Annotated in this window: 13 protein-coding genes and 1 tRNA gene; 4 read left to right on the top strand and 10 right to left on the bottom strand. The window is 40.0% G+C overall.

What is annotated here, in order from left to right; translation table 11 throughout:
- Positions 1-3 precede the first annotated feature (3 nt).
- Entirely contained in the window at positions 4-771 is a 768-nt protein-coding gene (locus H4J54_RS06000; RefSeq protein ID WP_182190000.1) for a metal ABC transporter permease, read from the top strand.
- 84 nt (positions 772-855) lie between these two features.
- Here H4J54_RS06000 and H4J54_RS05995 read toward each other — a convergent pair whose 3' ends face one another.
- The 6 genes from H4J54_RS05995 to tkt form a co-directional block, all read right to left on the bottom strand.
- Positions 856-1638, bottom strand: coding sequence for a YdiY family protein (locus tag H4J54_RS05995; protein ID WP_182189999.1), 783 nt, complete (start codon positions 1636-1638; stop codon positions 856-858).
- Positions 1628-2458 carry a mechanosensitive ion channel domain-containing protein gene (locus H4J54_RS05990; RefSeq protein WP_182189998.1) on the bottom strand — a complete coding sequence of 277 codons (831 nt, stop codon included), beginning with the start codon at positions 2456-2458 and terminating at the stop codon, positions 1628-1630. Before H4J54_RS05990 ends, H4J54_RS05995 begins: the two co-directional genes overlap by 11 nt.
- Positions 2459-2715: 257 nt before the next feature.
- On the bottom strand, positions 2716-3780 hold the full coding sequence (gene fba, locus H4J54_RS05985; protein ID WP_182189997.1) for a class II fructose-bisphosphate aldolase: 1065 nt from the start codon (positions 3778-3780) through the stop codon (positions 2716-2718).
- A gap of 408 nt (positions 3781-4188) precedes the next feature.
- On the bottom strand, positions 4189-5367 hold the full coding sequence (locus H4J54_RS05980) for a phosphoglycerate kinase (RefSeq protein ID WP_182189996.1): 1179 nt from the start codon (positions 5365-5367) through the stop codon (positions 4189-4191).
- A gap of 78 nt (positions 5368-5445) precedes the next feature.
- A complete protein-coding gene (gene epd / locus H4J54_RS05975; RefSeq protein WP_182189995.1) occupies positions 5446-6459 on the bottom strand; it encodes an erythrose-4-phosphate dehydrogenase in 1014 nt (337 codons plus the stop codon).
- Positions 6460-6553: 94 nt separating this feature from the next.
- Positions 6554-8539, bottom strand: a complete 1986-nt coding sequence (tkt, locus tag H4J54_RS05970) for a transketolase (RefSeq protein WP_182189994.1) — start codon at positions 8537-8539, stop codon at positions 6554-6556.
- Positions 8540-8847: 308 nt separating this feature from the next.
- Here tkt and H4J54_RS05965 point away from each other — a divergent pair, with 308 nt between their 5' ends.
- Positions 8848-8997, top strand: a complete 150-nt coding sequence (locus H4J54_RS05965) for a hypothetical protein (protein WP_182189993.1) — start codon at positions 8848-8850, stop codon at positions 8995-8997.
- A gap of 381 nt (positions 8998-9378) precedes the next feature.
- On the opposite strand, the gene H4J54_RS05960 is transcribed toward H4J54_RS05965, so the two are convergent.
- Positions 9379-9454 (bottom strand) — tRNA-Arg (locus tag H4J54_RS05960).
- Positions 9455-9585: 131 nt separating this feature from the next.
- Positions 9586-10749, bottom strand: coding sequence for a flagella assembly protein FlgT (locus H4J54_RS05955; protein ID WP_182189992.1), 1164 nt, complete (start codon positions 10747-10749; stop codon positions 9586-9588).
- 418 nt (positions 10750-11167) lie between these two features.
- Here H4J54_RS05955 and H4J54_RS05950 point away from each other — a divergent pair, with 418 nt between their 5' ends.
- Entirely contained in the window at positions 11168-11812 is a 645-nt protein-coding gene (locus H4J54_RS05950; protein ID WP_182189991.1) for a FlgO family outer membrane protein, read from the top strand.
- 28 nt (positions 11813-11840) lie between these two features.
- The gene (locus H4J54_RS05945) at positions 11841-12305 is read left to right on the top strand and encodes an LPP20 family lipoprotein (RefSeq protein ID WP_182189990.1); all 465 of its coding nucleotides are present in this window, start codon (positions 11841-11843) and stop codon (positions 12303-12305) included.
- 109 nt (positions 12306-12414) lie between these two features.
- Here the strand turns inward: H4J54_RS05945 and H4J54_RS05940 are convergent, their stop codons facing one another.
- Entirely contained in the window at positions 12415-12846 is a 432-nt protein-coding gene (locus tag H4J54_RS05940; RefSeq protein WP_310650148.1) for a flagellar export chaperone FlgN, read from the bottom strand.
- Positions 12847-12870: 24 nt separating this feature from the next.
- Positions 12871-13185 (bottom strand): flagellar biosynthesis anti-sigma factor FlgM, encoded by a 315-nt coding sequence (gene flgM, locus H4J54_RS05935; protein WP_182189988.1) that lies wholly within the window; start codon positions 13183-13185, stop codon positions 12871-12873.
- Positions 13186-13228: the final 43 nt, after the last annotated feature.

Here is a 13228-nt window from a genome sequence, read left to right as displayed (position 1 = left end):
CCTTTGATGGATTATGAATTACTGACCATATTATTGCCGGCTTTTGCTGCGGGTATATTAGTGCTTTCAACCCATGTTGTGCTAGGTAAGCAAGTATTAAAGCGTGGCATTATTTTTATTGATTTAGCTATCGCACAAATTGCTGCTTTAGGCGCTATTGTTGTGCGTATGGATCATGATATTGCTGAACTTGCCTATGCACATCTTTGGATGCCAGCGCTATTTGCTTTAGCGGGAGCGGGCATTATTGCTTGGTTAGCTAAGCATATGGCAGAAGAATTGGAAGCTATGATAGGGTGTTTTTACGTCTTATCAGCCGTGACGGCTATGTTATTGTTAGCTAATGACCCCCATGGCGCTGAACTGCTTAAACAGCTCATGTCAGGACAAATCCTCTGGGTAAGTTGGCAACAATTGTTGTTACCTACTGTGGTCTATAGTGCAATTTTGGCGCTAATATTCTATAAGCCTAAGATATTAGATGGTGCAGCTTTCTATCTTATCTTTGCGCTAGTGATCACATTATCGGTTGAGCTTGTTGGCGTTTATCTTGTTTTTAGTACCTTAATATTACCCGCATTGGCGATTAATAAGTTACAGACAAAACGGGTATTACTCTGGGCTTATGGCGTGGGCTTAGTGGGTTACTTATTTGGTTTGTGTTTATCAGCCAGTTTTGACCTACCCAGTGGTGCGGCGATTGTGGCGACATTAGCCTTAAGTGCGGTAGTTTTTAGGCTAGTCAGTAAAGTCGCTTTAAAAAATCAGTGATGTTTCAATACATAAAAAGAATAAAGCCAGCATGTTACGCATGCTGGCTTTATAAAAAAGGTTATCACTAACTGCGCTTAATACTTAGAAACTGTAGACTAGAGTCATAGCGGTTTCGGTATTAACATTTTCTTTGTCATCTTCCACGTCAGTGTTGTAATCTAAGGTAAAGCTAAACTTAAGCTGCAAGGTTTCAAGTAACTTTGTTGTGATTGATGTTCTCGCTTTATAAATGCTATTTTCGTCTGCTTTTGGTGCGTACTTAGCGACAACTAATTGCTTAAATAAAACGTGTTCATTTATTTGACGCTTGTATAAAGCCTGGGCTTGAATAATAAAAGCAGATTTAGTTTGTTCTGCTAGAACGTCAGTTTGGCGAATAACGTCGCGCTTGTAACCTGGGCCAATATCGGCATCTAATGTTGCTTTTTTAGATTCAAACCAACGACGACCCCAACCGGTTGAAACTGAACTTTGGCTTTTGAAATTACTAAAACGATTATCTTCATAAGAAACGTTACCATAGATATAGTTTGGGCTCGCTGTATTAATATTGTAATTTGTTTGGCCGACCGCCGTCCATTTTTGATCACTGGTGGTAAAATGTTCTTCACCGTTCTCATCTTCTAGCTCAGTCTTCTTGACCAGTAAGCCCAGTGTTACTGTGGATTTCCAATCATCAACTTCGTAAGTAAAATCAAAGCCGGATTTAATATCAGCACTATTAGTATCACCGGTTTTAAAAAGCATACCTAACTCTGCCGAAGCCGTATAAGGTGACTCTACTGCTACTGTGGTTGCTTCTTCTTCTGCTAGCGATGTTAGTGATACACAACATAATGCGGCTGATAATAACTTATGATTCATTGCTTTCCTCTTTATTCATATGAATAGATAATTGTGGGAATGGGATTTCGATACCTGCGTTGTCCAATTCAGTTTTAATTTTTTCTAGTAAATCGTAGTAAGTTGGCCAGTAATCTGCAGAGTTAACCCAAGGTCTTACCACGAAATTAACGCTGCTGTCAGCAAGTGCTGATACACCTACGGTTACTGTTTGGTCTTTTAATACTCTTTCATCGGCACTGGCTATAGCGAGTAACAGTGCTTTAGTTTTTGCTAGGTCGGCTTCATAGCTTACCCCGATGATTAAATCGATTCTTCTGGTTGCTTTGGTTGAGTAATTGGTAATAGTACCACTAGTGATTGCACCATTTGGGATAATAACGGTTTTATTATCACCGGTTCTCAATTGAGTGGAGAATATTAAAATTTGTTCAACCATACCCGCAACACCAGCGACTTCGATAAAATCGCCTGATTTAAAGGGTTTAAAAACAATCAGTAATACGCCCGAAGCAAAGTTGGATAATGAACCTTGTAACGCTAGACCTATCGCTAAACCGGCGGCACCAACGATAGCGACTAATGACGTGGTGTTAAAGCCTAAGTGTGATATGGCGGCAACAATAATAATGAAAAACAACATACCGTAAAGCAAACTACTGATGAAGGAAATAATCGCTTCATCCATGCCCTTATGGCGCATGACTTTGATTACACCTTGGCGAACCATTTTGGCAATAAACTTACCGACGACAATGATGGCTATTGCAACGATTAATTTAATCGCAAAATCGATCAACAATGGTTGGTTATCGACAAACCAGTTTTGCATAGTGTCCATTATGTATCCTAAGTATCATGATAAAGGGTTAATTATAATAAACATCAATTGAAATATCATTATATTGTTAAGAAATTAAGCGGTTTATTGACGATGTGATGATATTTCAATTAATTAGCTTTTTGATGCGCGTTTGTCTTTAAAAGTGATCATTAAAAAAGCAGACGAAAAAAATCCGATGAATAATATCCATCGGATTATTTGCTAGCGTATTAAACTAAATAGGACTAATTACTTGTCGTTATTTTTAACTTTAATTACTTAATTAAAGCATCCAATTTGCCAGTAGAATATTGCATAAACATGTTATCAAGCGAGATAGGCTTAATTGCTGACGCATGGCCAACGCTGCCAAAGGCTTCGTAACGTGCTTTACAAATATCGTACATAGCTTGTGTTGATGCTTTTAAGAATTTACGTGGGTCAAATTCACTTGGGTTTTCGGCTAAGAAACGACGAACAGCACCCGTAGACGCTAAACGTAAATCGGTATCTATGTTGATTTTGCGCACACCATTTTTAATACCTTCTTGAATTTGCTCAACCGGTACACCATAAGTTTCTGGTATCTTACCACCAAATTCATTAATAATAGCTAACCAGTCTTGTGGCACTGAAGAAGAACCGTGCATCACTAAATGTGTATTAGGAATACGGCTATGAATGGCTTTAATACGATCAATCGCTAATATATCGCCCGTTGGTGGACGGGTAAACTTATAAGCACCGTGAGAAGTACCACAGGCAATAGCTAAGGCGTCAACTTGTGTTTTTTGCACAAAGTCAGCGGCTTCTTCAGGATCAGTTAGCATTTGCTCCATGGTCAATTTACCGACCGCGCCAATGCCATCTTCTTCACCGGCTTCACCCGTTTCAAGCGAACCTAAACAACCTAATTCACCTTCAACTGAAACACCACAGGCGTGCGCCATTTCAACAGTACGGCGAGTCACATCAACATTGTATTCATAGCTTGAAGGCGTTTTACCGTCAGTCATTAATGAACCGTCCATCATCACAGATGAAAAACCTAACTGAATTGAGCGTTGGCAAACCCCCGGTGAGGTGCCGTGATCTTGGTGCATTACCACAGGTATATGAGGGAACTCTTCAATAGCGGCTAGAATTAAGTGCCGTAAAAAGGGTGCGCCCGCATACGCTCTAGCGCCTGCTGAGCCCTGTAAAATTACTGGACTGTTGGTGTCGTTGGCGGCAAGCATGATAGCTCTAACTTGTTCTAAATTGTTAACGTTAAAGGCTGGGATACCGTAACCGTTTTCGGCCGCATGATCTAACATTTGGCGCATAGATACTAAAGCCATGAACTAACTCCTGTGATTGTAAATAGTGACAAAATTGATGGTTAACAAGTTTCATTGTGAAACTTAGTACTTTCGTAACGTAAGTATATCAGATGAATTTAGTAATTTGCACTAGAAAAAAAGGATCAATATTACTTAAAATATAATTTTTTTTTAATTTACCGCTTCTGTATATTAATTACGTAAGTAATGGTGTTTTAAGCAGGTTTTAGTATGATAAGTTGTGGTATTGGTGTAAATTTACTACGAAATAGACAGTGTATTGAATAATATTTTTGTGCTTGATTTGAGTCACTGAAAATAAATAACCTAATGAAAGTCCTATTGAAAAAAAAGTGAAAAAAAAGCTGACAGCACAATTAAGTGCGGTCAGCTTTTTAAGATAAAATATTTATTTGTCGAGCGAGTTTATGCTTTAGCGCGCGCTTCTAAAATTTCTACTGCAGGCAATTTTTTGCCTTCTAAAAATTCAAGAAAAGCACCACCACCGGTAGAAATATAAGATATTTTATCGGCAATACCATATTTATCAACAGCGGCTAAGGTGTCACCACCTCCGGCAATAGAGAATGCCTTGCTATTGGCAATAGCGTGGGCGATAACTTCAGTGCCTTGACCAAATTGGTCGAATTCAAAAACACCAACGGGGCCATTCCATACCACTGTACCGGCATTAGCGATAATATCTGCCAAGGCTTTGGCGCTCTCTGGGCCAATATCAAAAATCATATCGCCATCGGCTACGTCGCTAACATTTTTAAGTGTTGCTACAGCGGTTTCAGAAAATTCTTGACCAACCACCACATCGGTGGGGACTGGAATTGAACCATTATTGTCGCTAGCTTGTTTAGTTAAGCGTTTTGCTTCATCGACTAAATCAGCTTCGAATAATGATTTACCCACATTGTGACCTTGCGAGGCAATAAAGGTATTGGCAATACCGCCACCAACCACCAGCTGGTCAACAATACCTGCCAATGAGTCTAGCACGGTAAGTTTAGTTGACACTTTTGAGCCACCAACAATCGCCACCAATGGACGGGCAGGGTTATCTAGTGCTTGTGATAACGCGGTTAATTCACCCGCTAACAGTGGGCCGGCACAGGCAGTAGCTGCATATTTTGCGACGCCATGTGTACTGGCTTGTGCGCGATGAGCCGTGCCAAATGCGTCCATAACGAAAATGTCACAAAGCGCGGCTAATTTTTTCGATAAAGCGTCATCATTACTTTGCTCACCAAGATTAAAGCGAATGTTTTCAAATATCACCAATTCGCCAATATTAACCTCTACACCATCAAGGTAATCTGTGGCTAAACGAACCGGTACGTTAAGTGCGGCACTGAGGTAATCTGCTACAGGCTGCAAAGAAAACTCGGAATTATATTCGCCTTCCGTTGGACGACCTAAGTGCGACATAACCATCACTTTAGCACCCGCATCTAAGGCTAATCTCAGTGTCGGTAAGGCCGCTCTTAAGCGCGCATCAGAGGTGATTTTACCCTCTTTAACGGGTACATTTAAGTCTTCACGAATGAGCACACGTTGGTTGTTTAATGCTAAGTCGGTCATTTTGATTACTGACATGTTTATTCCCTGTTGGTAGAAGTTTAACGGTTAAGTAAAGTTTAAGTGATTGTATTTGTTAACGACATCTATGCTCAATTAACCCACTTTTGCCATAGCAGAAGCAGTGTCTAGTAAACGATTAGCAAAACCCCATTCGTTATCACACCAAATAAGTAATTTAACTAAACGCTTGTGACTAACTCGCGTTTGATTGCCATCAACAATACTTGAGTGTGGGTCATGATTAAAGTCGATGGAAACTAAGGGTTCGGTGGTATAACCTAAAATGCCCGCCAACCCACTGTGTTGAGCGTCAACAATGGCTTGATTAATTTGTGCAATAGTAGCATCACTTGATAAGTTTAAGCTTAAATCCATAGCGGTTACATTGATAGTGGGTACTCGCACAGCTATCGCTTCAAAGCGGCCAGCAAACTTGGGTAATATCCGTTCAATACCTGCGGCCAATTTAGTATCAACCGGTATTATCGATTGGCTAGCGGCACGAGCACGGCGTAAGTCAGGATGATAAGCATCAATCACTTGTTGATCATGCATCGAAGAATGAATGGTCGTGATGGCACCACTTTCAACACCAAAGGCTTGATCTAAAACCTGAATAACAGGCACCACACAATTGGTGGTGCAAGAGCCGTTTGATACCACTTTTTCAGCCGCAGTGAGTTGTTGATGGTTAATACCATAAATAATGGTCGCGTCTAAATCTTGTGAGCCAGGATGTGAAAACAAGACCTTTTTTGCACCTTGCTGAATATGTAACTGGCCATCTGCTTGGCTGCCAAACTTACCAGTACAATCAATAACAATATCGACATTGTGCTCTTGCCAAGGCAGATTGCTTAACTCGGTTTCATGGCTTAACGATATTTCGTCACCAGCAATAAATAATTTGCCAGCGCTTTGTTGCACCGCAAATGAAAAACGACCATGAGTTGAGTCGTATTTTAATAGGTGAGCTATGCCTTCAGGCTCGGCAAGTTCATTAATAGCGACTAAATTAAATTCGTTGGTGCTGGAGTTTTCATATAGTGCACGAACAACATTTCTGCCGATTCGGCCAAAGCCATTGATAGCGATATTAATAGACATGTTTTTGGCTCTTATTGATCACGAATTTGCTAAAGGAGATAGCCAGTTAAGCAGGTGTTAACTGGCTATAAATGCCATTTTGCGGCAAAGGTGATTAGTTTAGGCTGTTTACTGTGTTAACTACGTTTTCAACGGTAAAACCAAAATATTCAAGTAAGACATTACCCGGCGCTGACTCACCAAAAGTGGTCATGCCAACAACTTTGCCAGTCAAGCCGACGTATTTATACCAAAAGTCAGTATGTGCGGCTTCAATTGCCACACGTTTGGTCACTGCTGGTGGCAATACTGATGCTTTGTAGTCATTATCTTGGGCATCAAAAATATTGGTTGATGGCATAGAAACAACACGGACATTATCACCCAAGCTTTCAGCTGCTTTTAACGCTAATGACACTTCAGAGCCGGTAGCAATTAAAATAACTTCTGGTGTGCCAACACTATCTTTTAAGATGTAGCCACCTTTAGCAATATCAGCTACTTGCGCACTGGTACGTGTTAATGCAGGTAAACCTTGGCGAGAAAAAATTAATGATGTTGGTGCATTCTGGCGAACAACCGCGTTTTTCCATGCCACAGCAGACTCGGTGGCATCGGCTGGACGCCAAGTCACCATGTTAGGTGTGGTACGTAGGTTAGTTAACTGCTCAATAGGCTGATGTGTTGGACCATCTTCACCTTGACCAATTGAATCATGGGTGTAGACGAAAATGTTTTGAATGCCCATAAGTGCAGACATGCGTACCGCATTACGAGCGTACTCCATAAACATCATGAAAGTGGCACCGTAGTTTATAAAACCACCATGCAATGAAACACCGTTCATGATGCCGCTCATACCAAATTCACGCACACCGTAGTAAATGTAGTTACCGGCCGCATCATCTTGAATGCCTTTTGAACCAGACCAAAGTGTTAAGTTTGAGCCGGCTAAATCCGCTGAGCCGCCCAATAACTCAGGTAACATAGCACCAAAGACTTCAATGGTGTTTTGCGATGCTTTACGTGAAGCGACATTTTCAGCTTTTTCCTGACAGGCTAAAATGTAGGCATTGGCTTTTTCTTCAAATTCTGCAGGTAAATCACCTTTAATCACACGACGTTCATATTCTGCGGCTAAGGTTGGGTGAGCCGCTTGGTAAGCGGCAAATTTATCATTCCAGTTAGCTTGTGCTGTGGCGCCACTTTCTTTTTGATCCCACTCAGCATAAATATCAGCAGGTATTTCAAATGGCGCATGAGGCCAGTTAAGAAATTCGCGCGTTGCCGTAATTTCGTCGTCGCCTAATGGTGCGCCGTGACAATCGTGCGTACCTGATTTATTGGGTGAACCAAAGCCAATCACGGTTTTACAACAAATCATAGTAGGTTTATCGGTGACGGCTTTTGCTGCGGCAATAGCAGCCGTGATAGCGGCGCTATCATGACCATCAACATCGCTGATCACATGCCAACCGTAAGCTTCAAATCGTGCTGGGGTATTGTCAGTGAACCAACCTTCAACATGACCATCAATTGAAATACCGTTATCATCCCAAAAGGCCACTAATTTGCCTAAACCTAAGGTACCGGCTAATGAACAAACTTCATGGGAAATACCTTCCATTAAACAACCATCACCTAAAAATACATAAGTGTTGTGATCGACAATGTTATGACCGTCACGGTTAAACTGTGCCGCCAAGGTTTTTTCAGCTATTGCCATACCTACAGCATTAGACAGACCAGCGCCCAAGGGACCCGTGGTAGTTTCTACGCCTGGCGTATAGCCGTATTCAGGATGACCCGGTGTTTTAGAGTGTAATTGGCGGAAGTTTTTTAATTCACTCATCGGCAAGTCATAACCGGTAAGGTGTAATAGTGAATAAATCAACATGGAACCGTGGCCGTTAGACAAAATAAAGCGGTCACGATCAACCCACTGTGGATCAGTTGGGTTATGTTTTAGAAAGTCACGCCATAAAACTTCAGCGATATCTGCCATGCCCATTGGGGCTCCAGGGTGTCCTGATTTAGCTTTTTGCACGGCATCCATGCTTAAAACTCGAATTGCATTGGCTAGTTGTTGACGCGACGGCATATTTGCTCCAGTTATTATAAGATTTGATGGGATATAAATTGCGCTTATTTTCGCCTAGACTACCCCTTAACTGCAAATGTTATTAGCATTTTTCTATGATTATTTTTAACTTAGCTATATTTAAAGACATTAAGGCTTAATGAGCCGTGTAAACTGTCGTGAATATATCTGGTGATTAAATCGACAATAAAAGCTGAATTGGCCGAGTAAGCCCTTGAAATTAAAATTAAGATCCTATAGTGTTGATGGCTTGTATGTAAAAAAATAAAAACTTAATAAAAACATACAAGCTTACATAGGATTAAGTAATGAACAGCTCGTCGTCACGTGGAATTAAGCTGACTACGGTAATATTAGCAGTATTAGTATTAACCATATCAGCATTGTTGAGCACTGGCTCAGCAGCAGACGACAAGGACGTTGCAAGAGAAAAAACAGATAGTGAACTAGTCAATTAGCTCATTTAATAATAAAAAACCTCGCAATCGCGGGTTTTTTTTTATCTACGCTAAATAAGGGATATCACTGTGATAGGAGGTAATGCTCTAGGGTGAAGAGCGTAATTTATATCTTATTTTACAATCTATTGCACTGAAGGTAAGTCAATAATGAGGGGGCGAAATTGACACGACATACACAATTTACATTATATGGTGTTGGCAGCCTCTACTAGCATACCGCTTTAAAACAATGTCAACATATTAATATTTTTGCTCTTTACCCGCGTCTTAATCAAACATCAGGTTAGATAAAATAACTCACCATAAAACCTCAGTACCGATAGTTATAGTACCGATAGTGATAAAGTGCTTGCTTGCAAAGTCTGTATAAATAATTACTGGCGTCCCCACCAGGACTCGAACCTGGAGCAGCAGCTTAGGAGGCCGCAGTTTTATCCAGTTAAACTATGAGGACATGATGCAAATAATTACAGTGCTAACCTATGCTACAGCTATTTTATAAATTAGTATTCAAAAAAATACACTTTACACCTGATAACTCACTATTTAATTATGGTTCATAATTTTTAGCCTTGTTCAAATTTGCTAATACCTTACCGCCAAGTCGTTAATTTGGATGTTGTCTAATATGTGCGACTCAGTGGTGGTTGCCCGCGCACTGTCTTGACTGACAGAAGTTACAATAACTTTATAAGGGCTGATGTTAAAACCTGAATAAGAGCGCTTGTCATCACTGATGAAATTATTGAAATGTAGCAAAGAGAATTCATCACCTATTTTAACCCCGTGTCTTTTTCCTAAGTTAAAAGTCAGAGAGTTACCCTGTACTTGCACAATTCTGCCCTGGGTAGGCTGACACATCATGTGCTCATCAATATCACTGACCATCTTGTCTAAGGTCAGACTAATGCTTTGGCCATAGTCACTTTGCCAAAAGTTATGACTAGTAACGTCAACTTGTTTGCGCTTATCGAATGGCCAAGGGGCAGAGCTTTGATAGTGTTTAGCCAAGATTCTTTCACCTGTGGTACCGTCGTGAATATAAAGGGCAAGATTAAATTGGCGTTGATAGACGTTTTTTTGCCAAAACTGCCAGTTATTATTTTCGTCATTGGCTAGAGAAAGATCTTGGATCTCTGAAAATAAAACATACTGGCTATCTGTCATGTTGGCTAATGACATGGTTAAGTTTTTTAAACTTTGGCTTTGCAGGCTTTGGTTATAACGTGAAAATTCTGTTTTAGTTTGCAAGGCCAGTTTAGTATCCAAATAAATACCTTGCTGCTGTATTTTATTAGCGAGCTGTTGGATTAACGTGCTATCAATCGCGTAGATGTTACCAATATTAGCTTGTTCACGGTGTAGTATATTACTGCGGGTTAACAGCATGGATTTTTTATAATCAGCCGCGAAGCACTCTTTTTCTTGTGGAAAAATATCAGCCCGAATGGTGACAGTGACCAAGTCGTCGCTATAGTGTTCACTGATCAGCTCTAATGAATTAACACTGCCACTGGCGCGAATGTTAATCTCGTCTTGGGTGAGTAAACCATTAACCACTTGTTGAACACTTGACACTGAAGCTCCGGCAACCAGTAAGGCTTTTTTCAACGCATTGTGCATGGCCTGTGTTTTTGCTGTTTTGTTATCAGCATTTATTATGCTCGCCACACCTTGCGATTCATACCATTGTCCGACACTAGCGCTGCTATATATAGCACAGTAAAGGCAAAATAAACTTAAACGCATAAAGGTCTCTTTTAATAGGGAATCAATCTCTGTTTTTAAATATGCAGGTTTTGTGCCTATTTCAAAGAAAAGTTCAACTCAAGATAAGTAAAGTGGCCCAACAAGCTACTTTTATCAGTATTAGGTTACTGATAGAGATGCAAACGTAGGGTTTTATTAGGCATTAAAAGCCCGATATGATTTGGCAAAAGCTGACGATGGGATAAAAAGGGCTCTTGAGAGTGATAAAAAATCAGTGCTAAAAAAAAGCGGTTAATAGGCAGAACAATGACGCTAAAACTAGACTCGCTAATCTGAGGGGTATAGTTTTAATCTAACCTGCATTAGGCTAAGTTGAGGTGAAATAAAATATTGGCGCGGATCATGCTTTAATATTTTTATGAATTTTATGACATTAGCATTAATTGAGGAGAGCTCAATGAAAAATTGGCTTATAGCAATAATAATACCGACAGTGATGTCGTGTTCTGTGACAACCAAGGACGATTTTTATCGATCTTCTTATGCCGATAAACAAGAAATTGACAGTTTTAAGTTACCTCGTCATGCGATAAATGACGTGGTGAAAGGTCTTGCCTATCAAATGCTGGAAAATAGCACCTTTGTTAAGCGCAAAACCCAAATCGCTGTTGCATCATTTGTCGATTTAAAAAATTTAGAATCAACTAACTCGTTAGGCAATCAACTGTCAGAAAGTTTTATCCATGAAATGCAACGACATGGCTTGGTTGTTATTGATTTTAAAACCACTGGCCATATACGTGTAACGGCCGATGGTGATTATGTTTTCAGTCGCGATTGGCAAGAATTGCCAGAACGTCAGATAATTGACTATGTTGTTACAGGCACTATGATGCAACAAAATGAAGGGGTGTTAGTCAACGCACGAATGATTGGTTTGCAATCTCGAGTTGTGGTGGCAACGGCGCAGTCGTTTATTCCCGCTTGGGTTGTTGGCGATGATTTTAATCGCCATGAAAATGTTAAAATGAAAGATGGCATGATCTTGCGTGACAGTACCACGCTAGCTGACGATGCACGTGCCATTACGATACAAAAGTAATATGATCAAATAAATGTCTAAGGTGAATATGAATACTTTACGTAAGGGTATCGGGTTTTTTTTAAGTGCTTTAGTGTTAAGCGCCTGTTCTTCGGTGTTTGATAAACAGGTTGAATGGCAAAACGTGAAACCGGAAAAATTTCCTGTATTAACCGCCATAGGGCAAGCACCAATTAGTTTGCAGAACTCTCAAAGCAAAACCCAGCGTATGCTGATGGCAATAAAAGCTTCAAAAATGGCTGCTTATGCGGAGTTAGCTGAACAAGTTTATGGTCAAAATATTAATGGTAGCACCACCATGTCTAATTTAGTGCTTGATAATCAACAATTACAGGCATCAGTACGAGGTATCATTCGTGGTGCAAAAGTGGTTAAAAGTTATCCGGTGGGTGACAGTTATACCACTGAGTTGAGTTTAGATTTTAAAGATGTTTATGAAATTTATAACGCGACATCTAACCGCAAAGAAATAAAGCATATCTCATATTACTAGCGTTATTACTAGCGTTATTACTAGCGTTATTGCATTGCGCTGTATTTTAGTACCATTAAAAAATCAGCCATTGCTGGTTTTTTTTGTACATAAAGTGACAGATAGAAAGCTAAGCTTTTATCCCTAAGCTACTGAGTCCGCCAGAGGTTTTTCCTTTACTATTATAGGTCATGGATGACTTGTTATGATTCTCTAGTAATGAGGTCTTCATGCGTTCTACGGATAATTGTGATTGATGAATGATCAGGCCATTAATTTGGTTCTGTTTTTTACAGCGCACTAAAATGGCTTCAATATCTGATAATATATTGGTGAACTTGCCTGCTAGTTTTTCTTGTTTGAATTCAAAACTTTGACCAATGGCATTGTCAACTTTCTGAATCGCCAAAAGTAGGTCGTTTTTGTCTGCGGTAAGATGAATAAGTGCATCAGGGCTTTGCTGCTGCAGTACATCTTTCTCAGTGTCTAATAACGTCTCTAATTGCGTTAATTGCGATAATTGTTGAGAAACCAATTGTTGCGGTGTTAGTTTTTCAGACACTATGTACTCCACTTTAGTGACAAGTTAGCCAAGTTCAAATTCAAAATTGGCGATACTTGCTGCTAGCTTTTCTGGATTTATTTTATAATCGCCAGAGGCAATTGCACTCTTTAATTCAGCAATTTTTTTCTCATTGACTACCGGCGAATCAGCTGCTTGTTTCTGCAGCTCATTCATTTGTTTTGCTTGCGGGGTAATTGATACCGAATCACGCGTTGCCGATTTAGCTTGTTGCGAGGCATTGCTACTTTCGCTAATTTGCTGTTTGGTCTGAACTTGCTGTTCAAGTTTTTGTTTTACTTGATTAGTATTATTCAAGTTGTTGATATTAATAGCCATTATTGTATCCTACTTACAACAGTTATTGGTTTCTAACCTTTTA

This window comes from Colwellia sp. MB3u-8, assembly GCF_014076985.1.
Lineage (GTDB): Bacteria > Pseudomonadota > Gammaproteobacteria > Enterobacterales > Alteromonadaceae > Cognaticolwellia.
This window is presented reverse-complemented; position numbering and strand designations above follow the sequence as displayed.

What these genes read in the sequence shown, in the direction of transcription:
- H4J54_RS05995 (WP_182189999.1), bottom strand. Translation starts at nt 1,638, where the DNA reads ATGAATCATAAGTTATTATCAGCCGCATTATGTTGTGTATCACTAACA.
- H4J54_RS05990 (WP_182189998.1), bottom strand. Translation starts at nt 2,458, where the DNA reads ATGGACACTATGCAAAACTGGTTTGTCGATAACCAACCATTGTTGATC.
- fba (WP_182189997.1), bottom strand. Translation starts at nt 3,780, where the DNA reads ATGGCTTTAGTATCTATGCGCCAAATGTTAGATCATGCGGCCGAAAAC.
- H4J54_RS05980 (WP_182189996.1), bottom strand. Translation starts at nt 5,367, where the DNA reads ATGTCAGTAATCAAAATGACCGACTTAGCATTAAACAACCAACGTGTG.
- epd (WP_182189995.1), bottom strand. Translation starts at nt 6,459, where the DNA reads ATGTCTATTAATATCGCTATCAATGGCTTTGGCCGAATCGGCAGAAAT.
- tkt (WP_182189994.1), bottom strand. Translation starts at nt 8,539, where the DNA reads ATGCCGTCGCGTCAACAACTAGCCAATGCAATTCGAGTTTTAAGCATG.
- H4J54_RS05965 (WP_182189993.1), top strand. Translation starts at nt 8,848, where the DNA reads ATGAACAGCTCGTCGTCACGTGGAATTAAGCTGACTACGGTAATATTA.
- H4J54_RS05955 (WP_182189992.1), bottom strand. Translation starts at nt 10,749, where the DNA reads ATGCGTTTAAGTTTATTTTGCCTTTACTGTGCTATATATAGCAGCGCT.
- H4J54_RS05950 (WP_182189991.1), top strand. Translation starts at nt 11,168, where the DNA reads ATGAAAAATTGGCTTATAGCAATAATAATACCGACAGTGATGTCGTGT.
- H4J54_RS05945 (WP_182189990.1), top strand. Translation starts at nt 11,841, where the DNA reads ATGAATACTTTACGTAAGGGTATCGGGTTTTTTTTAAGTGCTTTAGTG.
- flgM (WP_182189988.1), bottom strand. Translation starts at nt 13,185, where the DNA reads ATGGCTATTAATATCAACAACTTGAATAATACTAATCAAGTAAAACAA.